Origin of the sequence: Pilimelia terevasa (assembly GCF_014647915.1) — a bacterium.
In the GTDB taxonomy this organism is placed as follows: domain Bacteria; phylum Actinomycetota; class Actinomycetes; order Mycobacteriales; family Micromonosporaceae; genus Pilimelia; species Pilimelia terevasa.
Genome location: NZ_BMQC01000005.1, coordinates 290914 through 314491, shown reverse-complemented (window position 1 = coordinate 314491; position 23578 = coordinate 290914). Strand labels below are relative to the sequence as shown.

The following is a 23578-nucleotide window of genomic DNA, read 5'->3' as shown; positions in this document are numbered from 1 at the left end:
GCCACTTATCGCGCATTTAACGAATAACGGCGAGGCGGCGGAAATACCGGCCTGATCAGTCGAGGGCGGCCATTACTTCGCGGGCCGCGCGTTCACCCGCCCGGACCGCGCCGTCCATATATCCGGCCCAGTACTCCGCGGTCTCGGTACCGGCCCAGTGGATCCGGTCGCAGGGGGCGTGCAGCGCGGGGCCGAAGGCGGTCAGCGTGCCGCAGCCGGCGACGCCGGTCGGGCCGCCGCGCGACCACTCCTCGCGGTCCCAGCGCTGCACCAGAAACTCCAGCGGCCGGCCCGCGGCCGGCCCGAACAGCCGCGCCAGCCCCGGCAGGCACGCCTCCCGGACGGCGTCGGCGGGGACCCCGTCCAGCCGCCGCATCGCCGCGCCGGAGACGAAGCCGGTCAGCACGCCCCGCGCCGACCCCGGTGGCGTGCTGTCGAAGGTGACGTCCACCGGGCCGCCGTCGGTGAGCGCCTGGCCGGACAGCCCGCTGTCGCGCCAGAACGGCGTCGGGTACACCGCCACGACCTTGCCGACCGCGCCCATCGGCATCCGCTGGGCCAGTTGGAGCCGGGCGGCCGGCAGGGTCGGCCGGAACGCGATCGACGCCGTCAGCGCGGGGGCCATCGCCACGATCACCCGCTCGGCGCGCAGCGCGGCGTCGTCCGCGGCGAGGGTGACGCCCTCGGCGTCCTGGGTCAGGGCGCGTACCGGCGTGCCCAGCCGCACCCGGTCCCCGAGCGCGGCCGCCAGCCGCACCGCCACCTCCTGGGCGCCGCCCACGACCAGGGACTCCTGCGCGCCGCCGCCGGTCGAGGCAAGGCGTTGCACGGTACCCGGGGTGGTGGCGTTGCCGGCTCCGGCGACGTAGTGCAGCCAGAACAGGAAGGACACCTCGTCGGCCGGCACCGACAGCGCCGAGGAGAGCGAGAGCCGCGACAGGAAGTGCGCGCCGGGGGTGAACGCGCGCCGGCCGAGCCACTGCTGCGCGGTCAGCGCGTCGAACTCCGCCGCCCGCGGGTGCCGCCACGGCGCGCCCGCGGGTACCGCCCGCGCGAGCCGGTTCACCGCGCCGACCAGCAGCGCCACCTCGGCGACGCCGGGGTCCGGCGGGATCGGGCCGAACCGCCCGCCGGCCCGGTACCGGCGGCGCCGGCCCGCCCGCTGGTACAGGTGGTGGCCGCGGTCGTAGGTGGGGGCCAGCGCCAGCCCGCACTCGGCGACCAGGGCGCGGATGCGGTCCTGGGTAGGGCCGACGAACTCGGCGCCCGCGTCGACCGGCACGCCGTGCGCGGTGGGCAGGCTCCAGACCCGCCCGCCCACGCGGGGCCGGGCCTCCCACACGACGACGTCCCGCCCGGCCCGGGCGAGGACCCGCGCGGCGGCCAGCCCGCTCAGCCCCGCGCCCACGACCGCCACCTGCGCCCTGCGCGTGCCCATCCCACCTCCCGCTCCCGTACCCGGCCGGTTCGCCGCCCGGACAGCACAGCACAGCACGGCGCGGGCGCGCGCGGCGGACCGCGGTGCGTGTATTCCGGCTTCCGGGCGCCATCGCGCCCGATGGCGAGCGCAATACCGTGGTGAATGCGGGTGGGTTCCCGGCGCACCGGAATCGCTTCTAATGTAGAAGCGCCCGACTATTTGGCTGAATCGGCAGCGCGTGGTCGTTTCGCCGTGCACAGTGTGGTCATGAGCCTTGGCGGGAGTGGCGCGCGGTTCGCACCGCGCGTGCGCCACGACCGCGTCTCATCCCACGCCGCATCGTGCGCCGGCCGTCATGAGCTGGGCCCGAACGCGAACGTGGCTGAGGCGGAGCGTGCCCCGAGGCGTGTCCGGAACCGCAGTGCGGCCGTGTCGACCGCAGACGCGCGGTGGGCTGGGGAGGACGACTGAGCCTGGCGTTCGCCGGCTCTCTTCATCGCCCGACTATCGGGGGGCGATCTGTCCAAGAATCGCGAGGAGGGAACGACATGGCGGTAGCGCGAAAGGCGGCTCGCCCCACGGCCAAGAAGGCCGCGGCAACGGGGGCGACCGCGGCGAGCGGGGCCACCGGTACGGGGACGGCGGCGGCGAAGAAGACCACCGCGCGGAAGTCGGCGACCGCGGCGGCGACGAAGGCGACCGCGAGCAGGACCACCGCGAAGAAGACGACCGCGAAGAAGACGACCGCGAAGAAGACGACCGCGAAGAAGACGACCGCGAAGAAGACGACCGCGAAGAAGACGACCGCCGGGGCGACTGCGAAGAAGACCGCGGCGCGCAAGACGACGGGCACCGCGGCGCGGAAGACGACAGGTACCGCCGCGCGCAAGATGGCGGGGACCGCTACGCGTAAAGCGACGGGTACCGCCGCGCGCAAGACGGCCGCCGGGTCGACGGCGGCGAAGAAGACCACCGCCCGCAAGACCGCTACCGCGGCCGCCCGCAAGGCCACAGGCACCACCGCGCGCAAGGCGACGGCGGCGAAGAAGACGACGACCGCGCGCAGGACCGCGGCGAATTCGACGACCGCGAAGAAGACCACGGCGAAGAAGACGACGGCGCGGAAGACGACGGGCACCGCGGCGCGGACGACCGGTACCGCGGCGCGCAAGGCGGCGGGTACCGCCGCGCGCAAGACGGCAGGCACCGCTACGCGGAAGGCGACGGGCACAGCGGCGGCGCGGAAGACCACGGGGTCGGCGGCGGCGAAGAAGACCACCGCCCGCAAGACCGCGACCGCCCGCAAGGCCGCCGGTACCACCGCGGCCCGCAAGGCGGCCGGCACGACGGCCCGCAGCGCCACCGGCACCGCGGCGCGCAAGGCCACCACGGCGCGCAAGGCGGCCGGCGCGACCGTCCGCAAGGCCACGACCGTCCGCAAGGCCACCACCGCGCGCAAGACCGCGGCGAAGAAGGCGACCGGCACCCGGGCCGCCGCCAAGTCGGCAGGCGGACGCAGCACGGCCCGCACCTCCGCCCGGCCGACGTCCGCCCGGGCCACCGGCAGCCGCGCCCCGGCCGGCCGCAGCGGCCGCCGCACCACGGCGGCCCGGCGTACGGCGGCCCGCCGCTCCGCACGCTGAGGCGGAGCGTGCCGGAGCGAGGACGGGCGGCGGGGACGCGGCGCTGATACAAAGAACCAGTGCTGATCAGACGTCTCCAGCCGCCCCGGATCGACTTCGGCGCGCTCCGCCAGGAACTCGCCCTGCCCGCCGACTTCCCGCCCGAGGTGCGCGAGGAGGCGCGCGCGGCCGCGTCGCGCGCACCCACCGGGTACGCCGACTGCACCGACCTGCCGTTCGTCACCGTCGACCCGCCCGGCTCCCGCGACCTCGACCAGGCACTCTGCCTGGAGACGAGGGCCGACGGGAGCTTCCTCGTGCGGTACGCCATCGCCGACGTCGCCTTCTTCGTGGACCCCGACGGCGCCGTGGCGGCCGAGAGCTGGCGGCGCGGCCAGACCGTGTACCTGCCCGACGGCAACACCCCGCTGCACCCGGTCGCGCTCAGCGAGGGCGCCGCGAGCCTCCTGCCGGACGTCACCCGCCCGGCAGTCGTGTGGACGATGGCCGTGGACGCCGCCGGCGCCGTCACCGACTTCCAGCTCGCCCGCGCCCTGGTGCGCAGCCGCGCGCGCTACGACTACGCGGGCGTCCAGGCCGCGGCCGACGCCGGCACGCTCCCCGCGCCGCTGCGGCCGCTGCCGGCGCTGGGCCGGGCGCTGGTCGACGCCGCCCGCGGGCGGGGCGCGATCAGCCTGCCCACGCCCGAGCAGGAACTGGTCGCCGACCGCGACACGTGGCGGCTCACCCTGCGCGGGGCGCTGCCGGTGGAGGAGTACAACGCGCAGGTGTCGCTGCTCACCGGCGCCGTCGCCGCGCAGATCATGCTCACCGGGGGCGTCGGCCTGCTGCGGACGATGCCCGCGCCGCCCGCGGCGGCCGTGCGGCGGCTGCGGACGGCCGCCGCCGCCCTGCGGATCGACTGGCCCGACGGCGCCGGGGTCGGCGCGGTGGTCGCCGCCGCCGACCCGGCCCGCCCGCGCGGGGCCGCCTTCCTCGACCACGCGGCCGAGTTGCTGCGCGGCGCCGGCTATACCGCGTTCGACGGCGCGGTGCCGCCCGAGGTCGGCCACGCCGGGGTGGGTTCGGCGTACGCGCACGTCACGGCGCCGCTGCGCCGGCTCGCCGACCGGTTCGCCACCGAGGTGTGCCTGGCGCTGTCCGCCGGGGCGCCGGTACCGGAGTGGGCGCGGGCGGCGCTGCCGCGGCTGCCCGCGGTGATGGGCGAGACCGGCCGGCGCACCGGGGCGGCCGAGCGCGCGGCGGTCGACCTGGCCGAGGCGACCGTGCTCCGGCCGCGTGTCGGCGAGCTGTTCGAGGCGACCGTGGTCGACGTCGACGAGCCGGGCGGCGGGGCGGCCGGCGGCCGGGGCGCGCCGCGGGAGCCGGGCGGGGTGGTGGCGCTGGCCGACCCGGTGGTCCGGGCGCGGTGCCGCGGCGCGCTGCCGCTGGGCGAGCAGACCTCGGTCCGGCTCGTCACGGCGGACCCCGACCGCCGCGAGGTGCTGTTCGCCGCCGAGTAGACCTGCCGGCCGGGTCCGGGGTCGGGCAGACCTGCCTGCCGGCGATGCCGGCCGCGTCGGGGTCGGGCAGACCTGTCGGCCCGTTCCGGGGGTGGGGCAGAATGGCCGGCGTGGCGGTCGACGGAGCACAGGGGGCGGCCGGCGCCGCCGACGATCTGGGGGAGGTCGTGCCCGGCCCCCCGCGCCGGGTGGTCTCCCTCGTGCCGTCGCTCACCGAGGCCGTGGCGGCCGGCGCGGCGGACCTCCTCGTCGGCGCCACCGACTACTGCGTGCACCCGGCGGGCCTGGACGTGGCCCGGGTCGGCGGCAGCAAGTACCCGTCGGTCGAGGCCGTCCGCGCCGCCCGGCCGGACCTGGTGCTGGCCAACGTCGAGGAGAACCGGGAGAGCGACGTGGCCGCCCTGCGCGCGGCCGGGATCCCGGTGTGGGTGAGCTACCCGCGGACCGTCCCGCAGGCGCTGGACACGCTGCGCCGGCTGTACGGCGCACTGGGGCGGCCGGCGCCGGGCTGGCTCGGCGCGGCCGCCGCGGCCTGGGCCGATCTGCCCGCGCCCGCGGCCCCGACGCCCGTCGTCGTACCGGTGTGGCGCCGCCCCTGGATCGTCCTGGGGTCGGACACCTTCGCCGGGGACGTGCTGTCCCGGCTCGGGCTGCGCAACGTGTACGGCGACGCCGACCAGCGGTACCCCCGCCCCGCCGCGGACGCGCTGCGGACCTCCGGCGCGGCGCTGGCGGTCCTGCCCGACGAGCCGTACGCGTTCACCGCCGACGACGGCCCGGAGGCGTTCGCGGGGCTGCCCTGCGCGCTGGTGTCCGGCCGGCACCTCACCTGGTACGGCCCCAGCCTCGTGGAGGCCCCGGCCGTGCTCGCCGCCGCCCTCGCCCGACCGGTGACGGCGGCCGGATGAGCGTCGCCGACCTCGTGGCGGACCTGGCGCACCGCCTGCGCTCGGCGTACGTGCTGCCCGAGCGCGGCGCTGCCGCCGCCGACCTGCTGACCGCCCGCCTGGCGGCCGGCGCGTACGGCGCCGCCGTCGACCCGGCGCTGTGCGCCGCGCTGACCGCCGACCTGGCCGCCGCCTGCGCCGACCGGCACCTGCGGCTGACGTGGCGCCGCACGCCCGCGGACCCGGCCACCGCGGCGGCCGACGCCCGGGCCCGGTACCGCGAACAGCTCGCCGCCCGCGGGTACGGCGTGGCCCGCGCCGACCGGGCGCCCGACGGCACGGCCACGGTCGTCCTGACCGACGTCGGCCCGGCCGGGTGGGTCGGCGGGGCGCTGGCGGCGGCGTTCGACGCGGTGGCCGGCGCGCGGGCGCTGCTGCTGGACCTGCGCGACAACCCCGGCGGGACCCCCGACGGCGCGGCGCTCGTCTGCTCCTACCTGCTGCCGCCCCCGCCGGTCGTGGTCAACCGGGTGCACCACCCGCACGGCGAGGTGCGCGAGTACCGCACCGCGGCGACGCTGCCCGCCGCCCGGTTCGCGGGCCCGGCGTGGGTGCTGACCTCGGCGCGGACGTTCTCCGGCGCAGAGGAGGTCGCCTACAACCTCCAGGCGCTGCGCCGGGCGACGGTGGTGGGGGAGCGGACCCGCGGCGGCGCCCACCCCACCGCGCCGCACTGGCTGACCCCGCACGTGGTGCTGCACCTGCCCTACGCCCGTTCGGTCAACCCGGTGACCGGCACCAACTGGGAGGGCGTGGGCGTCACCCCGGACGTGCCCGTACCGGCGGCCGGGGCCGAGGCCGCCGCGCGCGCCCTGGCCGCGGCGGCCGGCTGAACCGCCGTCGGCGGGTGCGTGCCGTCAGAAGGTGTGCGCCGCCGTCGGGAAGGCTCCGCTGCCGACCTCGTCGGCGTACGCGCGGGCGGCGTCGGCCAGCGTGCCGGCCAGGTCCGCGTACCGCTTGACGAAGCGCGGCGCCGGCCCGCGGCGCAGCCCGGCCAGGTCCTGCCAGACCAGGACCTGCGCGTCGGTCCGCGGCCCCGCGCCGATGCCGATCGTCGGGATCGGGAGGTCCTTGGTGATCTGCGCGGACACCTCGCCGGGCACCATCTCCAGCACGACCGCGAAGGCGCCCGCCTCGGCGACGGCGTGCGCGTCGGCGATGACCGCCTCCGCCGAGTCCCCGCGGCCCTGCACCCTGTACCCGCCGAGCTGGTGTTCGCTCTGCGGCGTGAAGCCGACGTGGCCCATCACGGGGATGCCGGCCCGGGTGATCGCGGCGATCTGTGCGGCGACGCGGACGCCGCCCTCCAGCTTGACGGCCTGGCAGCCGCCCTCCTTGAGGAACCGGACGGCCGTGCGCAGCCCCTGGGTCGGCCCCTCCTCGTACGAGCCGAACGGCAGGTCCCCGACGACCAGCGGGTGCCGGGTGCCACGGACCACCGCCCGCACCAGCGGGAGCAGCTCCTCGACGGTGACCGGGACGGTGGTCTCGTACCCGAACACGTTGTTGGCCGCCGAGTCGCCGACGAGCAGCACCGGGATGCCGGCGGCGTCGAAGATGCCGGCGGTGTACTGGTCGTAGGAGGTCAGCATCGCCCAGCGCTGGCCGCGCTGCTTGGCGCGCAGCAGGTCGCCGACGCGGATCCGCCGGGTCAGCGGGCCGCCGTACAGCGCCTGGACGTCGTCTTCGGCCGGACCGGCGGCGCGTCCGTCGTCGGCGGCCTGCGGGAACTCGGACATGCGGGTCTCCTCTCGCCTCGAGGCCGCGTCCGCGGTCCCCGGGTCTCCCCGAAGCGTCCCACGTCCGCCCCCCGCCCGCGGCGAGACCTGCGTCACGGCGTGGCGGGGCCGGCGCGGGCCGGCCCCGCCACGCTCCGCCGGGGCGGGTCAGGCCACCGAACCGATCACCGTGGGCGCGCTCCACGGGCCGTCGCCGGTGCGCCCGACGGTGGCCAGCCTGGAGTTCTGGTCGATGTAGAACAGCTCCAGCCGGTCGCCGTGGACCCACGGCACCACGGCCTGCCGCCCGCTGTGCGCGGCCAGGACCCCGGTGCCGGGCACGGGCGCCACGGCTGACCACCGGTCGCCCGCGCCGCGCACGGTCTCCACCGTGGTGGAGCCGGCCCAGTACGCCTCCAGCCGGTCCCCGACCCCGACCGCCCGCGGCACCCCGCTGCCGCGGGCGGCCGGCCCCAGGCGGACCGGGGCGGACCAGCCGCCGTCGGCGTACTCGGCGGCGCGCTGGCTGTCGGCCGCCGAGAACAGCAGCGTCCGCCGGGCGCCCGCCTGGACGACGGCGAGCCCGCCGGTGGTGCCGCCCAGCGGCAGGGCCGCCGGTGCCGACCAGGCGTCGCCGGTGCGGGCGCTGGTCTGGACATCCCCGCTGGCGCCGCGCCAGTAGACGTCGGTGCGGCCGGCCGGCCCCGCTCCGGCGGCGACGCCCATCTGGTCCGGCCCGACGCCCGAGGACTGGGCCGGCGCCACCTGCACCGGTGCCGCCCAGGTGCCGGCGGCGGCGCGGCGGGCCGCGCGGACCCCGCCCTGCTGGTCGACCCAGACCGCGTCGACCTCGCCGGTGGCGTGGGTGACGGCGGTCATCGTGCCGGTCGGGGCCATGGTCCGGGCGACCCCCGCCCCCGCCACGACGACGTCGTGCCGCCAGCCGGTGGCGGCCTGCCAGCGGGACTCGACCAGGCTGCCCTCGACGGCGCGGAGCAGGGTGAGGGCCTCGGGGCCGCCGTGCAGGACCACGTTGGCCCCCTCCGCCGACCTGCCCGTGGTGGTGGCCGGTGCCCAGCCGGCGGCGCGGCTCCAGCCGACGGACCGCAGCCGCATCCCGGCGTCGTTCCACACGACGTCGAACTGGTCGGGGCCGCGCGGAACGACGGCGAGGCCGCCCGGCGTGCCCTTGCGGGCGGCGGGCTGCGCGCACGCCGGCCCGGCGGCGAGTGCGGGTGCGGTGGTCAGCAGCGCGGCGGCGGCGAGCGCCGCCGCGCGGGCGCGATGGGTACGCATGGGTCCTCCCGTGTGTCTGTGGCGGCGGGTGGGGAGCGCCCCGCCTAGTCGTCGGTACTGACGCATCGTGTGTGATTTACGCCACAGTGGACAGTGTATCGACCCCACCAGGCGGCTGTCAGTCCCGTTCCGGGCGGTGCGCCACACTCCGAACGGGAGTATCCCGATGACACTTCATCCGGTGTGCTGGTGACCGTACGGCTGGAATTCCCGCCTTCGGGTGGTCCGGGTATGGCTTGTCCGGGCCGCAGCGGTGACGCTGGGGGCCCGGGTGCCGCGCAACCCGAGCGCCGTACCCGCACTGCGGCCGTAGCGGAGGTCGGTATGTCCAGAGCGATGAGTGAGGCCGAGTTCGTCGAGTTCGCCACCGTGCAGATCGCCGTCATCGACCGGGCGCTCGCCAGGCACCGGCCCGCCGGGGGACACTGCTGCTCCTGCGGGCAGACCCTCCCGTGCCCGCCCGCCGAGACCCTCCGGCTGCGCCGCCGGCACTACGCCGGCTGCATCGAGACCGCCCGCGCCACCGCGTACGGCGCGCGGCCCGCCGAGAACGGGCGGTGAGGGCGGGCGGTGCGGACAGGCGGGGTCAGCGCTCGCGGAACCGGTTGGTGATCGGCAGCCGCCGGTCCCGGCCGAACGCCTTCATCGAGATCTTCGTGCCCGGCGCGGACTGCCGGCGCTTGTACTCCGCGGAGTCGACCAGGCCGAGCACCCGGTCGACCAGCGCCGCGTCGTGCCCGGCGGCGACGAGCTCGGCCCGGCCGGCGTCGCCGTCGACGTACCCGGCCAGGATCGCGTCGAGCACGTCGTACTCCGGCAGCGAGTCGCTGTCGCGCTGGTCGGGCCGCAGCTCGGCGCTGGGCGGCTTGGTGATCGCGTTCTCCGGTACCGGCGGCACCTCACCGCGGGCGGCGGCGTCGGCGTTGCGCCAGCGGGCCAGCTCCCAGACCAGCGTCTTGGGCACGTCCTTGAGCGGGTTGAAGCCCCCCACCGAGTCGCCGTACAGCGTGGAGTAGCCGACCGCCAGCTCGCTCTTGTTGCCGGTGGTCAGGACGAGGTGGCCCTCGCTGTTGGACAGGCTCATCAGCAGCACGCCGCGGACCCGGGCCTGGAGGTTCTCCACCGCCAGCCCGGACAGGCTCAGGTGGGCCAGGAACTGGTCGACCATCTCCTGGATCGGCGCGACCCGGTAGGCGCAGCCGGTCCGCGCGGCCAGGTCGGCCGCGTCGTCGCGGGAGTGGGCCGAGGAGTACCGGCTCGGCATGGAGACGCCGTGCACCCGGTCGGGGCCCAGCGCGTCGACCGCCAGGGCCGCCACGACCGAGGAGTCGATGCCGCCGGACAGCCCGAGGATCACCGACGGGAAGCGGTTCTTGTCCACGTAGTCGCGCAGCCCGACGACCAGCGCCCGCCACACCTGCGCGGTGCCGTCGAGCCGGTCGGCGACGCCGCCCTCGGCGGTACCCGCGCCGCCGGCCCGCGCCGGCCCGGTGACCGCGACCCGGTGCACGACGAGGGCGGCGCCGGGCGGGGCCACGAGCGGCACCTGGGCGGGGTCGTCGGTGGCCGCGGGCAGCGTCAGGTCGTGCACGAGCAGGTGGTCGGCGAAGCGCGGCGCGCGGGCCAGCAGCGCGCCGTCGGCGGCCACGATCATCGAGTCGCCGTCGAAGACCAGCTCGTCCTGCCCGCCGACGGCGTTGACGTAGGCCACGGGGGCGCCCGCCTCGGCGGCCCGGCGGGCCACCAGCGGCAGCCGCAGGTCGTCCTTGTCCTGCTCGAACGGCGAGGCGTTGATGCTGACCACCAGGCCGACGCCGGCCGTGCGGGCGACGGCGAACGGCCCGCCGGCCTGCCACAGGTCCTCGCAGACGGTGAGCGCGACGTCGACCGCCGCGCCGCCGACCGGCAGCCGGACCACGGTCAGCACGTCGCCGGGCGTGAAGTACCGCCCCTCGTCGAACACCCCGTAGTTGGGCAGGTGGTGCTTGAAGTACCGGGCCACCACCCGGCCGCCGTGCAGCAGCGCGGCGGCGTTGCGGCGCCGCGCCGGCAGCCCGGCGCCGCCGTCGGCGTCCAGGTACCCCACGACCACCGGCAGGTCGGCCAGCCCGTCGGCGGCCAGGTCCCCGGCCAGCCCGCGCAGCGCGGCCTGCGAGGCGGCGACGAAGGAGCGCCGGAAGACCAGGTCCTCCGGCGGGTAGCCGGTGAGTCCCAGTTCGGGGGTGAGCACCAGGCCGGCGCCGGCCGCGGCGGCGGCGCGGGCGGCCCCGCGCAGCAGGGCGGCGTTGCCGGCGAGGTCCCCGACGACCGGGTTCACCTGGGCGAGGGCGAGTCGCAGGGTGGGCATCCCGCCATTGTCTCCCTCCCGGCCGGCGGCGCGGCGCAGACCCCGGGGCCGGCGGGTGACCCGCCCGGCGGGCGTGCGCGCGCGGCGCCGGTCGATGCCGGCGGGGCCGGGCCGGCGGTGGCGTAACGTGGCGGGGGCAGGTGTCGGTGGGGCGGCGGTGGCCGCGGCGGCGGACGGAGCGGGGCGGTGGATCGTCAGCAGGAGTTCGTGCTGCGCACCCTGGAGGAGCGCGACATCCGCTTCGTCCGACTGTGGTTCACCGACATCCTCGGCACCCTCAAGAGCGTGTCGGTGGCGCCCGCGGAGCTGGAGGCGGCGTTCGAGGAGGGCATCGGGTTCGACGGCTCGGCGATCGAGGGCTTCGCCCGGGTCTACGAGTCGGACATGATCGCGATGCCGGACCCGACGACGTTCCAGGTCTTCCCGTTCGAGGGCGGCACCAGCGGCGAGAGCGCCCGGATGTTCTGCGACATCCTGCTGCCCGACGGCTCGCCCTCGTGGGCCGACCCGCGGCACGTGCTGCGCCGGGCGCTGTCGCGGGCCGCCGACTCGGGCTTCACCTTCTACACCCACCCCGAGATCGAGTTCTACCTGTTCGAGGACGCCCCGGCGGACGGCCGGATGCCGGTGCCGGTGGACGACGGCGGGTACTTCGACCACACCACCCACTCGGTGGCCCGCGACTTCCGCCGGCAGGCCGTGCTGGCGCTGGAGCGGATCGGCATCTCGGTGGAGTTCAGCCACCACGAGGTGGCCCCGGGCCAGCAGGAGATCGACCTGCGGTACGCCGACGCGCTGGCCACGGCCGACAACATCATGACCTTCCGGCACGTGGTCAAGGAGGTCGCGCTCTCGCACGGGGTGCGGGCCTCGTTCATGCCCAAGCCGTTCACCGACCAGCCGGGCAGCGGGATGCACACCCACCTGTCGCTGTTCGAGGGGGAGCGCAACGCGTTCCACGACCCGGGCGCCGAGATGAAGCTGTCCAAGGTGGCCCGGTCGTTCATCGCGGGGCTGCTGACCCACGCGCGGGAGTACACGGCGGTCACCGACCAGTGGGTCAACTCGTACAAGCGGCTGTTCCCGGCGCCGCTGTCCGACGAGCGGATCACCGAGGCGCCGGCGTACGTCTGCTGGGGACACCTCAACCGGTCGGCGCTGGTGCGGGTACCGGCCTACGGCAAGCCGAACTCGGCCCGGGTGGAGATCCGGTCGCCGGACTCGGCGTGCAACCCGTACCTGTCCTTCGCCGTGCTGCTGGGCGCGGGCCTGCGCGGCATCGAGGCCGGCTACGAGCTGCCGCCGGGGGCGGAGGACGACGTGTGGTCGCTGTCGGGCGCTGAGCGCCGGGCGATGGGGTACGACCCGCTGCCGCAGAACCTCTCCGAGGCGATCGACGCGATGGCCGGCTCCGAGCTGGTGGCCGAGGTGCTCGGCGAGCACGTCTTCGACTTCTTCCTGCGCAACAAGCGGGCCGAGTGGGAGGCGTACCGCCGCCAGGTCACCCCGTACGAGCGGCAGCGATACCTCGGCGCGCTCTGAAACGCAAATCGAGGCCGGCGACGAATATTTACCAGCGTCTTTACTGGTGGACATCTGCATTGCGGAATGAATGACTCGGTGTCATTTCGGCATTCGGTGGAGGCGGGTGGGGCCGTTCCGTCGCCGCAGCTCATCCGTTCGGCTGAGTAGTCCATGAGCGACAGTGAAGCGGTCTCACTTTCGCGTGGAGAAATCGGACCGGCCGCCCGAAAAATGTCCGCTGTGCGACGTCTTGTGACAACATTCATAGTCTCAAATCCGATGTCGTTTCGGCCACTTGGCTTTTGCGTCTGTCGATTCCTAGTATTCATGCCGGGGTGGGATCCCGAATCAACACCAGTCATCTCTATGGGGAGTCACAGATGAGAATGCTCAGCCGTGCGGCGTGTCTGGCTGCGGCCGGCATCACCGCCCTTGCGTTTTTCCCGGGTGCCGCCCAGGCGCGCCCGTTCGAGGAGCGCCCGCAGACCGCCGTGAACGAGACCTTCGTCGGTGAGGGCTTCGGCAAGCTCGCCGAGGCCGAGGAGGAGGCCGAGAACAGCGCCTACCGTCAGGCGCGTCGGGCCGGCTACGACAACGACGACTGCAAGGACGAGCGCGTCCAGAAGGACCCGCAGGGGTCCAACTGGAAGGTCCGCCACACCATCCGGTGCTGGGAGAGCGACGACGACGACGATGACAACGGCGGCGGCGGCAACGGCGGCTCGCTGGTCAACGCCGACTCGGAGCTGTGCTTCGACGCCAGCAACAACCGCCCGCGGATCGAGGAGTGCGACGGCTCCCGCGAGCAGGAGGTCGACTACACCGGCAAAGAGCTCCAGGTGCTCAACCGCTGCCTCGGCGTGAGCGGCAACAGGGTCACCGTCAGCCGCTGCGACGACGGCAACGACCAGCGGTGGAACAAGCTCAACAGCAACAACCGCACCGTCCTGCTGGAGAACCGGCAGAGCGGCACCTGCCTCGCCGTCCTCGACGCCGACCTCGACGAGGGCAGCGCCGTGGGTACGCGGAGCTGCGACAACGCCCCCACGCAGGAGTGGAAGATCCGCGGCTGACGACACCCGTCGTCAGGCGGACCTGCCGCCAGTGACGAAGGGCCACCCGCTCACCGAGCGGGTGGCCCTTCGTCGTGTCGGGTGCCGGCCGCGCCGCGCGGGCCGGCCGGCGGTCGCCGGTCAGTCGTCGTCGGTGTCGGCGTCCATGGCGGCGGCCTGCTCCGGCGTGGGCGCGGTGCCGCCCAGGTGGGCCGGCTGCCACCAGCGCTCGGCCGGGCCGGCGGGCTGGTCGGGGTACTCGCGCTGGGCCCGGTCCAGCAGCGCGATCATCCGCGCGCGCAGCTCCGCGGTCACCAGGTCCGGCGCGTCGCGGCGGCCGACCTCCATCGGCTCGCCGACGAGGATCGTCACCGGCAGGTGGCGCTGGACCAGCCTGCGCGCCCGGCCCTTGGTCCACAGCCGCTGCGTGCCCCACACCGCCATCGGGATCAGCGGCGTCCCTGTCCCGGCGGCCATCCGGCCGGCGCCGATCTTCAGGTCCTTGACGGTGAACGAGCGGCTGATCGTGGCCTCCGGGAACACCCCGAGCACCTCGCCGGCCCGCAGCGCCTGCAGGCCCGCGCGGAACGACGCCGCCCCCGCCTGCCGGTCGACCGGGATGTGGCGCATACCGCGCATCAGCGGCCCGCCGACCGGGTGGGCGAAGACCTCCTGCTTGGCCATGAAGCGCACCCGGCGGCCGGCCGGGCGGGCGCCGTACCCGCAGAAGATGAAATCCAGGTAACTGATGTGGTTGCACGCCAGTACGGCGCCGCCGGAGGCCGGGATGTGGGCCTCGCCGTCGACGCGTACGCGCAGGTCAAGAGCATGGAAGAGGGCATTGGCGGCGGCAATGACAGGCGGGTAGACCAGCTCGGGCATGTCCGCACGCTAACTGCCGGGTGCCCGCCGGTTCCGGCCGGGGCCGGCCCCCGCGCGGCCGGCTCCGGTGATCGATGCGCGCCGGACCCGGCGGCGCCCGGAGGCGGTAGCCTCGGCCTGTGGCGAAGACGCTGGTGGTGGAGAACGACCCGACCGACGGCCCCGGCCGGTTGGGGGAGTGGCTGACCGAGGCCGGGCTGGAGCTGGTCGGGTGCCGCCCGCACGCCGGCGACCCGCTGCCCGCGGACCTGACCGGGTACGCGGCGCTGGTCGTCCTCGGCGGGGAGCAGTCGGCGTACCCCGCGGCCGACGGCAGCCCGGGAGCGCCGTGGTTCCCCGCGCTGGAGGGGCTGCTGCGCAAGGCGGTCCGGCACCAGGTGCCCACGCTGGCGATCTGCCTGGGCGGCCAGTTGCTCGCCGCCGCCCACGGCGGCACCGTCGCCCGCAGCACCGCCGGCCCGGAGATCGGGCCGGGCCTCGTCGGCCGGCGCGACGCCTGCGACGACGACCCGCTGTGCGCGCCGCTGCCGTTCGCCCCCGACGTGCTCCAGTGGCACCACGACGAGATCACCGCGCTGCCGGCCGGCGCGACGCTGATCGCGGCCTCGCCCCGGTACCCGCACCAGGCGTTCCGGCTCGGCGCCCGGGCCTGGGGCACGCAGTTCCACATCGAGTGCGACACCGCCATGTACGCCGGCTGGGTCGCCGGCAACCACCCGCTGCTCGCCGACCTGGGCATCGACCCCGACGACCTGGTCGCCGCCGCCGACGCCGCGATGCCCGACCTGGCCGAGGTGTGGCAGCCGTTCGCCGCCCGCTTCGCGGCGCTGGCCCTGCGCGGCGACGCGGTGCCGGTCCGGGACCGGCGCTCGCTGCCGATCGTCGGGCGGTAGTCACGGCGATGACGCGGACGACGACGGGCCGCCTCACCCGGTACGGGTTCGCCCCCGCCGGGGACGACCCGCGCACCGCCGCCGCCGACCTGCTCGGCCCGGCGGGACTGGGCTGGTGGGACCCGGCCCGGCAGGCGCCCGCCGACGCCACCGCCGAGACGCTGCTGCACGCGCTGGGCCGCACCGCCGACCCCGACCAGGCGCTGCGCCAGCTCCACCGGGTCGCCGCCGCGGCCGCCCGCGACGGGCTCCCCCCGCCCGCACTGGCCGACGCCCGGCTGCGGGACCGGTTGTTCGCGGTCCTCGGCGCCTCCTCCGCGCTGGGCGACCACCTCGTCGCGCACCCCGACGACGTGGTCGTCCTCGACGGCGCGGCGATCCGCCTCGACGACCCGGCCGCCCCCGGCCTGGGCGCCCCGGCGACCGTGGCCGCGCTGCGCCGCGTCTACCGCCAGGCCCTGCTGGGCATCGCCGCCGACGACCTCACCGGCGCCCGGGACGTCGCGCCGACCATGGCCGCGCTGTCCGCGCTCGCCGACCACACCCTGCGCGCGGCGTACCGGATGGCCGCCACCGAGCAGGGCGCGGCCCCGCGGCTGGCGGTCGTGGCGATGGGCAAGTGCGGCGCCGACGAGCTGAACTACGTCTCGGACGTGGACGTCGTCTTCGTCGCCGAGGCCGACGAGGACCTGCCCGCCGCGACCCGCCTGGCCACCCGCCTGATGGAGATCTGCGGCTTCGTCGCCTGGCCGGTGGACGCCGCCCTGCGCCCCGAGGGCGCCCGCGGCCCGCTGGTGCGCACCCGCTCCAGCTACCAGGCGTACTACGGCCGGTGGGCGCGGACCTGGGAGTTCCAGGCCCTGCTCAAGGCCCGGTACGCCGCGGGGGACGCCGCGGTCGCCGCCGACTGGCACGCGGCGCTGGCGCCGCTGGTCTGGCGGGCCGCGGAGCGGCCGGAGGCCGTCGCCGACGTGCGGGCGATGCGCCGCCGGATCCTCGACCAGCTCCCCGCCGACGGCGCCGACCGGGAGATCAAGCGCGGGCCGGGCGGGCTGCGCGACATCGAGTTCGCCGTCCAGCTCCTCCAGCTCGTGCACGGCCGCACCGACGAGTCGCTGCGCGCCCGCGGCACCCTGCCCGCGCTGCGGGCGCTGGTGGCCGGGGGCTACGTCGGCCGCGCCGACGGCGAGGCGCTGATCGCGGGGTACGAGTTCCTGCGCCGGGTCGAGCACCGGCTCCAGTTGCAGTCGCTGCGCCGGACCCACACCGTCCCGGCCGCCGACACGCCCGAGGGCGCGGCGGCGCTGCGCCGCCTCGCCCACGCCCTGGGCTTCCGCGGCGGCCCGGGGCACAGCGCCGCCGACGCCTTCCACGCCCAGTGGCGCGGCCACGCCGCCGAGGTCCGCCGGCTGCACGCCAAGCTGCTGTACCGGCCGCTGCTGGAGGCCGTCGCCCGGGTGCCCGCCGCCGCGCTCCGGCTGACCCCCGAGGCAGCCGGCCGGCGCCTCGAACTGCTCGGCTACGGCGACCCCGCCGGTGCGCTGCGGCACATCGAGGCGCTCACCGGGGGGCTGTCCCGGCGGGCCGCCATCCAGCGGACGCTGCTGCCGGTCCTGCTCCAGGAGTTCGCCGACGCGCCCGAGCCCGACCGCGGGCTGCTCGCCTACCGGCAGGTCTCCGACGCCCTCGGCACGACCTCGTGGTTCCTGCGGCTGCTGCGCGACGGCGGCCCGGTCGCCCGGCGGCTGGCGCGGGTGCTGGGCCACGCCCGGTACGCGACCGACCTGCTCGCCCGCGACCCCGAGGCGCTGCGCCTGCTCGCCGAGGACGCCGCGCTGCGGCCCCGCTCCGCGGCGGCGCTGCGCGAGACGTTCGCCGCGGCGGTCGGCCGGCACCTCGACGGCCCGGACGGCGACCCGGTGGCGGCCGTGCGGGCCGCGCGCGCGGTCCGGCGGCGGGAGCTGTTCCGCGTCGCGGGCGCCGACGCCCTCGCCCACGCCGCGGACCTCGCCCCGGCCGCCCCGGTCGACGTCGACACCGTCTGCGCCGGCCTGACCGACGTCGCCGACGCGACGCTCGCCGCCGCCCTGCGGGTGGCCCGCGCCGCGACCGGGGCGCCCGACGGCCTGCGGTTCGCCCTCATCGGCATGGGGCGGCTCGGCGGCCGCGAGCTGAGCTACCCGTCCGACGCCGACGTCCTGTTCGTCTACGACGCGGCGCCCGAGGTGCCCGACGCCGCCGCGGCGGCGCACGCCGTCGCCCAGCGGCTCCGCGACCTGCTGGCGATGCCCGCCCCCGACCCGCCGCTGGTCGTCGACGCCGACCTGCGGCCCGAGGGCCGGCAGGGGCCGCTGGTGCGCAGCCTGGACGCCTACGCCGCGTACTACCGGCGCTGGTCCCAGGTGTGGGAGGCGCAGGCGCTGCTGCGCGCCCGCACGGTCGCCGGGGACGCCGGCCTCGGCGACCGGTTCCTGGCGCTGGCCGACCGGATCCGGTACCCCGAGGGCGGGCTCACCGGCGCGCAGGTCGTCGAGATCCGCCGGATCAAGGCCCGCGTCGAGACCGAGCGGCTGCCGCGCGGCGCCGACCCCGCCACCCACACCAAGCTCGGGCGCGGGGGGCTCGCCGACGTCGAGTGGGCGGTCCAGCTACTGCAACTGCGCCACGGCCACGCCGTGCCGGGCCTGCGCACGACCGGTACGATCCCCGCCCTCGACGCCGCCCGCGCGGTCGGCCTGCTGCCCGCGGCGGACACCGAGGCACTCGCCGCGGCCTGGCGCCAGGCCACCGCGGTCCGCAACGCGCTCACCCTCGTCCGCGGCAAGGCCACCGACCAGCTCCCGCGGCACGGCGTCGACCTGGCCGGGGCGGTGGCCCTGTGCGGCGGGGACGACCCGGGCGAGTTCCTCGACGGCTACCTGCGGGTCGCCCGGCACGCCCGCGCCGCCGTCGAACGGATCATGAATGACTGACGCCGGGCGCGTCCGGTACGCCGGGCTGGCCGGCGCCGCGCTGGTCGCCCTCGCCTCGTGGCTGGCCGGTGCCCTGCCCGCGGCGCCGCCGCTGGTCTCCACCGCCGCCTTCTGGAGCCGGCCGGCCGGACCACTCGGGCTGGCCGCCTGGGTCCTCGGCCTGGCGGCGCTGGGCTGGGCGTGGTGGCGGGGCCGGGAGCTGGACGCCGCCGCCGGCTGGCGCCGGGCCACCCTGGCGCTGTGGGCCGTACCGCTGCTGCTGGCGGCGCCGCTGGGCAGCCGCGACCTGTACTCCTACGCCTGTCAGGGCGCCCTGGTCGACGCCGGGCGCGACCCGTACGACGTGGGGCCCGCGGCGCTGCCGTGCCCGTGGCTGGACGCCGTGGCCCCCCTGTGGCGGGACACCCCGGCGCCGTACGGGCCGCTGGCGCTGCTGCTGTCCGCGGCCGCCGTCGCGCCGGCCGCCGCGCTGTGGGTGAGCGTGCTGCTGCTGCGCCTGCCGGTACTGGTCGGGCTGGTCCTGCTGGGCTGGGCGCTGCCGCGCCTGGTGGCCGCCACCGGCGGCGGGCCGGGGGCCGGCGCGCGGGCCGGCTGGCTCGTCCTCGGCTGCCCGCTGGTCGGGGTGCACCTGCTGGCCGGGGGGCACCACGACGCGCTGATGCTGGGGCTGCTCGTGGCCGGCCTGGCCCTGGCCCCGGCCGTGGTCCTGCGCGGGGCCGCCGCCGCGTCCGACCCGCCGCCCGACCGCCCCGCGCTGGCCGGCCCGCGGTGGTCGCCGGAGGCGGCCGTCGCCCGGCGGTGGCGCGCCGCCGGGGCGCTGCTGGGCGCGGCCGTCGCGGTCAAGGCCACGGCCCTGCTCGCCCTGCCCTACCCGGCGCTGGCGGCCGGCGGCGCGGCGCGGGTGGCCCGCTGGCCCGCCTTCGTCCGCGCGGCGGTGCCGCTGGCCGCCGCGGCCGCGGCCACGCCCGTCCTGCTGGGGCTCGTCAGCGGGCTCGGGCTCGGCTGGGCGACGGCGCTGCGGCACACCGGGGAGACCACCCAGTGGTCCTCGCCGCCGACGGCGGTCGGCATGACCGCCACCTACCTCGCCCGCGCGGCCGGCCTCTCCTACGACGCGGTCCCGCCGGCCCGGGGGCTCGGGGTGCTGGTCCTGCTCGTCGTCGCGGCCGTGCTGGCGCGGCGGGTGTGGCGCGGTACGACGACGGCGCTCGCGGCGGTCACCGCCGTCTCGGTCGCCGCGGTGCTGTGCGCGCCGGTCTTCTACCCCTGGTACGCGGTCTGGCCGCTGGCCCTGCTCGCGGTGGCCGGCGGCGCGGCCGCCCGGCGCGGGGCGGTACTGGCAGCGGCCGCGACGGCCCTCACCCTGCCCGACGGCACCGGCGTACCGGCGCTGACCAAGCCGCTGGCCGTCGCCGTCACCCTCGCCCTGGGCGCGCTCGCCTGGCGGTGGTGGCGCGCCCGGACCCGCCGCGTACCGGCGGCGGCCTGACCCGCCGCGTACCGGCCGGCGGTGTGACCCGACGGGTGCCGGCGGGCGGTGTGACCCGCCGCGTCAGCCGGCCAGGCGCACCGCCGGCCCGGTGACCGACACCCCGGCGGCGAGGTCCGCCGGCACGGTCACGCGCAGCCGGCTCGGCCGGCCCATCTCGGCCCCCTGGTGGACGGTGATCTCGGCCGGGGTGGCCACGAGGTCGAGGGCGCGCAGGTAGCCGCCGAGCGCCGCGGCCGCCGCTCCGGTGGCCGGGTCCTCGTACACCCCGCCCGGCGGGAACGGGTTGCGGGCGTGGAAGGTGGTCGCGTCCCGCCGCCAGACCAGGTTCACCGTCGTCCAGCCGCGGGCGGCCATGAGCGCGCGCAGGGTGGGCAGGTCGTAGCGCAGGTCCGCCAGCCGGGCGCGGGTGGCGGCGGCCAGCACCGGGTGCCAGGCGCCTGCATACGCCACGGCCGCCGGCAGCGCCGGGTCCAGGTCGTCGGCGGTCCAGCCGAGGATCCCGCGCAGCGCCGCCAGGTCGTCGGCGGGCAGCGGCGCCACCCGCGGGGGCACGCTGGTCAGCGTCGCGGTCAGCCGCCCGGCGGCGTCGGGCGCGGTCACCACCGCCACCTCGCCGGCCGCGGTGGCGAGCGTGAGCGGACCGGGGCCGTGCCGCTCGGCGTACGCGACGGCGGTGGCGATGGTGGCGTGCCCGCAGAAGGGCACCTCGTCCTCGGGGCTGAAGAAGCGGACGGCGGCCCGCCGGCCGTCGGCGGCGGTGACGAACGCCGTCTCCGAGTACCCGACCTCGGCGGCCGTCGCGCGCATCCGCGCGGCGCTCACGCCCGCGGCGTCCAGGACCACCCCCGCCGGGTTGCCGCCGGCCGGGTCGGTGGTGAAGGCCGCGTACCGCAGAATCTCCATGCCGCGACGCTAGGGCGCCGGCCGGCCGCAACCAAGGTCCACTTCGCGGTGCGTGGATCGCGGCGGGTGGCGAGCCCCCGCCGGGCGCGCGGGGGCGGCGGGTCCGCCGGACACCGCCGCCCCCGCGCGCTGCCGGTCAGCAGTCGAAGTACATCGCGAACTCGTGCGGGGTCGGCCGCAGCCGGACCGGGTCCACCTCGTTCTCGCGCTTCCAGTCGACCCACGTCTCGATCAGGTCGGCGGTGAAGACGCCACCCTCCAGGAGGTACTCGTGGTCGCCCTCCAGTGCGGTCAGCACCTCCGGCAGCGAGCCGGGGACCTGGGCGACGTTGCCGAACTCGTCCGGCGGCAGGTCGTACAGGTCCTTGTCGATCGGCTCCGGCGGCTCCACCTTGTTCTTGATGCCGTCCAGGCCGGCCATCATCATCGCCGAGAACGCCAGGTACGGGTTGCACGAGGGGTCCGGCACCCGGAACTCGACGCGCTTGGCCTTGGCGTTGCTGCCGGTCACCGGGATGCGGGTGCAGGCGGAGCGGTTGCGCTGGGAGTAGACCAGGTTGACCGGGGCCTCGTAGCCGGGCACCAGGCGGCGGTACGAGTTGATGGTCGGGTTGGTGAAGGCCAGCAGCGAGGGCGCGTGCTGGAGCAGGCCGCCGATGTACCACCGGGCGGTGTCCGACAGCCCGGCGTACCCGGTCTCGTCGTAGAACAGCGGCTCGCCGCCGAGCCACAGGCTCTGGTGGGTGTGCATCCCGGAGCCGTTGTCGCCGAACAGCGGCTTGGGCATGAACGTGGCCGTCTTGCCCGCGGCCCAGGCGGTGTTCTTGATGACGTACTTGAATAGCTGCACCTGGTCACCGGCGTGCAGCAGCGTCGAGAACCGGTAGTTGATCTCGGCCTGGCCGGCGGTGCCGACCTCGTGGTGCGCCCGCTCGACCGTGAACCCGGTCTCGATGAGCTTCAGCGTCATCGCGTCGCGCAGGTCGGCGTAGTGGTCCACCGGCGGCACCGGGAAGTAGCCGCCCTTGTAGGCGGTCTTGTAGCCGCGGTTGCCGCCCGGCTCCTCGCGGCCCGAGTTCCAGGCGCCCTCGACCGAGTCGATGTAGTAGTACGCCTGGTGCGCGCTGGTCTCGTGCCGGATCGAGTCGAACACGTAGAACTCGGCCTCGGCGCCGAAGTACGCCGTGTCGGCGATGCCGGTGCTGGCCAGGTACGCCTCGGCCTTCTTCGCCACGTTGCGCGGGTCGCGGCTGTACGCCTCGCGGGTGAACGGGTCGTGGATGAAGAAGTTGAGGGCGAGCGTCTTCGCCGACCGGAACGGGTCGATGAACGCGGTGGCCACGTCCGGCAGCAGCAGCATGTCGGACTCGTGGATGGCCTGGAAGCCGCGGATGGAGGAGCCGTCGAAGGCCAGCCCCTCGGTGAAGAAGCTGTCGTCGACGCTCTCGACCGGCAGGTTGAAGTGCTGCATGACGCCCGGCAGGTCGCAGAAGCGCACGTCGACGAACGCGACCTTCTCGTCGCGCAGGTACCGCATCAGTTCGTCGGGGTTGCTGAACACTCGTCCTCCAGGCTTGTGACGGCAGAACGACGACGACGGTAGCGGCCCGCCGTTGCCCGCCGATGTCTGCCCTGTTTCCGCCGTGTTTCCCAACAGTCTTCTTACCACCAAAGAAGGACAAGGCCGCACGTCATGGGCGGAGAGGTCAGCGCCCGCGCTGGCCGCGGAACGCGCCCCGGGGCGGGCGCATGTTCTTCGGGACGGCGCCCCGCGGCATCTGCGGCCGCGCGGTCAGCGCCTTGAGCCGGGCGTCCAGCGCGTTGACCTCCCGGGCGGCGAGGGTGCGGGGGAGGCGCAGGAGGGTGCTGCGCAGCTTGCGCAGGGACAGCGCGTCCTCGCCGGTGCCGACCACGTAGTCGTAGATCGGGGCGCTGCCGACGACCTTGCCCAGCCGGCGCTTCTCCTGGCTGATCAGCGCGCGCACCCGCTGCGGGTCGCCCTCGCCGAGCAGCACCACGCCGGGCCGCCCGAGGACCAGGTGCACCATGTCGAACTGCGTCGTCGAGCTGACCGCCGGCTTCACCCGCCAGTCGCCGCGCATCGTCTCCACGACCGAGGCCGCGGCGCCGGGCTGGCCTTCGGCGGCGCTGGTCATGGCGGCGCCGGCCCGCAGGTTCAGCACGACGAGGACCGCGAGCAGGGTGAGCAGGACGCCGATCGGCAGCGCCAGCCAGCTCCACAGCACGCAGACGACGAACGTCACCGCCAGCGGCACCAGGATCGCCCCCGCCACGAGCGGCAGGAACCACCTGTCCTGCTTGGCGGTGAACGCGAACACCTGGCCGAGCTGCTTGAGCTTCGCGGTGAACGGAACCTTCTCCTCCGGCTTCGCCATGCGCGGCAGTCTAGTCGGCGCGTCGGCGCGCCCCGCCGGTGGCAGCCGGGCCCCGGCTACGGCGTGAGGACGGCGAACATGCTGGCGACCAGGTACGTGCCGCCGCCGCACAGCACCAGCACGATTCCGGCGCTGAAGAACGCCATCCCGCTGGTCATCAGGCCACCCGCCGGCCCGTCCGAACCGGCGGTCAGGACCTCGACGTGGGCGCCGCCGCGGTGCACCACGGCCACCCGGTCGCCGACCTGCAGCGGCTGGACCACCGGCCGGCGGGCCAGCGGCAGGTCGGCCATCGCCGTGGTGGCCACCCCGGAGCCGTTGACGAACCGGACGACCGGCCGCAGGTCGGCCAGCCGGGACCCCACCGTGCCCGGCTCGCGGCCGACGACGACGGCGTGCGCCCACTGGCCGGCGACGAGCCGGCCGGCGGTGTGGCGGCGGGCGAGCCAGCCGCGGCGGAGCTGCCGCAGCCCGCGGTAGCCGAGCAGGAAGCCGGCCAGCGCGAAGGCGCCCGCCACGAGGGCGGTCAGCACCGGCGCGCTCGGACCCGTCACGTCAGGGGTAACGGGTTCGCGCCCGCCGGGGTTCACG

The 23578-nt window shown here is 76.4% G+C and carries 19 protein-coding genes; 9 read left to right on the top strand and 10 right to left on the bottom strand.

All coding sequences use genetic code 11. From position 1 onward, the window contains the following. Window positions 1-55: 55 nt before the first annotated feature. Both IEY75_RS09730 and IEY75_RS09725 read right to left on the bottom strand, forming a co-directional pair. Window positions 56-1495 (bottom strand): flavin monoamine oxidase family protein, encoded by a 1440-nt coding sequence (locus tag IEY75_RS09730; protein WP_268244342.1) that lies wholly within the window; start codon window positions 1493-1495, stop codon window positions 56-58. Window positions 1496-1913: 418 nt separating this feature from the next. Continuing rightward, entirely contained in the window at window positions 1914-3023 is a 1110-nt protein-coding gene (locus IEY75_RS09725) for a hypothetical protein (protein WP_189113900.1), read from the bottom strand. Window positions 3024-3122: 99 nt separating this feature from the next. Between IEY75_RS09725 and IEY75_RS09720 the strand changes: the two genes are divergently transcribed. The 3 genes from IEY75_RS09720 (at window position 3123) to IEY75_RS09710 (ending at window position 6345) form a co-directional block, all read left to right on the top strand. Then, complete coding sequence (locus IEY75_RS09720; RefSeq protein ID WP_189113899.1) at window positions 3123-4565, top strand: RNB domain-containing ribonuclease; 1443 nt, start codon at window positions 3123-3125, stop codon at window positions 4563-4565. Between the two features lie 167 nt (window positions 4566-4732). Then, window positions 4733-5473 carry a helical backbone metal receptor gene (locus tag IEY75_RS09715; RefSeq protein ID WP_189113954.1) on the top strand — a complete coding sequence of 247 codons (741 nt, stop codon included), beginning with the start codon at window positions 4733-4735 and terminating at the stop codon, window positions 5471-5473. Beyond that, window positions 5470-6345, top strand: a complete 876-nt coding sequence (locus IEY75_RS09710) for a S41 family peptidase (protein WP_189113898.1) — start codon at window positions 5470-5472, stop codon at window positions 6343-6345. The genes IEY75_RS09715 and IEY75_RS09710 overlap by 4 nt, the downstream gene beginning before the upstream one ends. A gap of 24 nt (window positions 6346-6369) precedes the next feature. Here IEY75_RS09710 and panB read toward each other — a convergent pair whose 3' ends face one another. Together panB and IEY75_RS09700 are read right to left on the bottom strand one after the other, a co-directional pair. Next, window positions 6370-7251, bottom strand: a complete 882-nt coding sequence (panB, locus tag IEY75_RS09705) for a 3-methyl-2-oxobutanoate hydroxymethyltransferase (protein ID WP_189113897.1) — start codon at window positions 7249-7251, stop codon at window positions 6370-6372. 147 nt (window positions 7252-7398) lie between these two features. Then, window positions 7399-8526 (bottom strand): hypothetical protein, encoded by a 1128-nt coding sequence (locus tag IEY75_RS09700; protein ID WP_189113896.1) that lies wholly within the window; start codon window positions 8524-8526, stop codon window positions 7399-7401. Window positions 8527-8862: 336 nt separating this feature from the next. Between IEY75_RS09700 and IEY75_RS09695 the strand changes: the two genes are divergently transcribed. After that, window positions 8863-9087, top strand: a complete 225-nt coding sequence (locus IEY75_RS09695; protein ID WP_229789485.1) for a hypothetical protein — start codon at window positions 8863-8865, stop codon at window positions 9085-9087. Window positions 9088-9112: 25 nt separating this feature from the next. On the opposite strand, the gene IEY75_RS09690 is transcribed toward IEY75_RS09695, so the two are convergent. Beyond that, window positions 9113-10873, bottom strand: a complete 1761-nt coding sequence (locus tag IEY75_RS09690) for an NAD+ synthase (protein ID WP_189113894.1) — start codon at window positions 10871-10873, stop codon at window positions 9113-9115. Between the two features lie 186 nt (window positions 10874-11059). Between IEY75_RS09690 and glnA (IEY75_RS09685) the strand changes: the two genes are divergently transcribed. Both glnA (IEY75_RS09685) and IEY75_RS09680 read left to right on the top strand, forming a co-directional pair. Continuing rightward, the gene (glnA, locus tag IEY75_RS09685) at window positions 11060-12415 is read left to right on the top strand and encodes a type I glutamate--ammonia ligase (RefSeq protein WP_189113893.1); all 1356 of its coding nucleotides are present in this window, start codon (window positions 11060-11062) and stop codon (window positions 12413-12415) included. A gap of 362 nt (window positions 12416-12777) precedes the next feature. After that, the gene (locus IEY75_RS09680) at window positions 12778-13470 is read left to right on the top strand and encodes an RICIN domain-containing protein (RefSeq protein WP_189113892.1); all 693 of its coding nucleotides are present in this window, start codon (window positions 12778-12780) and stop codon (window positions 13468-13470) included. A 120-nt stretch (window positions 13471-13590) separates the two neighbouring features. Here IEY75_RS09680 and IEY75_RS09675 read toward each other — a convergent pair whose 3' ends face one another. Next, entirely contained in the window at window positions 13591-14331 is a 741-nt protein-coding gene (locus IEY75_RS09675) for a lysophospholipid acyltransferase family protein (RefSeq protein ID WP_189113891.1), read from the bottom strand. Window positions 14332-14450: 119 nt separating this feature from the next. On the opposite strand from IEY75_RS09675, the gene IEY75_RS09670 reads away from it, so the two are divergent. The 3 genes from IEY75_RS09670 to mptB are packed head-to-tail and all read left to right on the top strand — an operon-like array spanning window position 14451 to window position 19685. Beyond that, on the top strand, window positions 14451-15224 hold the full coding sequence (locus IEY75_RS09670) for a type 1 glutamine amidotransferase (protein ID WP_189113890.1): 774 nt from the start codon (window positions 14451-14453) through the stop codon (window positions 15222-15224). An 8-nt stretch (window positions 15225-15232) separates the two neighbouring features. Further along, entirely contained in the window at window positions 15233-18196 is a 2964-nt protein-coding gene (locus IEY75_RS09665) for a bifunctional [glutamine synthetase] adenylyltransferase/[glutamine synthetase]-adenylyl-L-tyrosine phosphorylase (RefSeq protein WP_189113889.1), read from the top strand. Beyond that, window positions 18189-19685 carry a polyprenol phosphomannose-dependent alpha 1,6 mannosyltransferase MptB gene (gene mptB, locus IEY75_RS09660; protein ID WP_189113888.1) on the top strand — a complete coding sequence of 499 codons (1497 nt, stop codon included), beginning with the start codon at window positions 18189-18191 and terminating at the stop codon, window positions 19683-19685. Before IEY75_RS09665 ends, mptB begins: the two co-directional genes overlap by 8 nt. 63 nt (window positions 19686-19748) lie before the next feature. Here the strand turns inward: mptB and IEY75_RS09655 are convergent, their stop codons facing one another. From IEY75_RS09655 to IEY75_RS09640, 4 genes are all read right to left on the bottom strand, one after another. Next, a complete protein-coding gene (locus tag IEY75_RS09655; RefSeq protein WP_189113887.1) occupies window positions 19749-20591 on the bottom strand; it encodes a PhzF family phenazine biosynthesis protein in 843 nt (280 codons plus the stop codon). A 136-nt stretch (window positions 20592-20727) separates the two neighbouring features. Then, window positions 20728-22152 (bottom strand): type I glutamate--ammonia ligase, encoded by a 1425-nt coding sequence (gene glnA, locus IEY75_RS09650; RefSeq protein WP_189113886.1) that lies wholly within the window; start codon window positions 22150-22152, stop codon window positions 20728-20730. A gap of 145 nt (window positions 22153-22297) precedes the next feature. After that, window positions 22298-22987, bottom strand: a complete 690-nt coding sequence (locus tag IEY75_RS09645; protein WP_189113885.1) for a DUF4191 domain-containing protein — start codon at window positions 22985-22987, stop codon at window positions 22298-22300. A 56-nt stretch (window positions 22988-23043) separates the two neighbouring features. Next, window positions 23044-23541: a hypothetical protein gene (locus IEY75_RS09640; protein WP_189113884.1), complete on the bottom strand. Its 498-nt coding sequence runs from the start codon at window positions 23539-23541 to the stop codon at window positions 23044-23046. Window positions 23542-23578 lie beyond the last annotated feature (37 nt).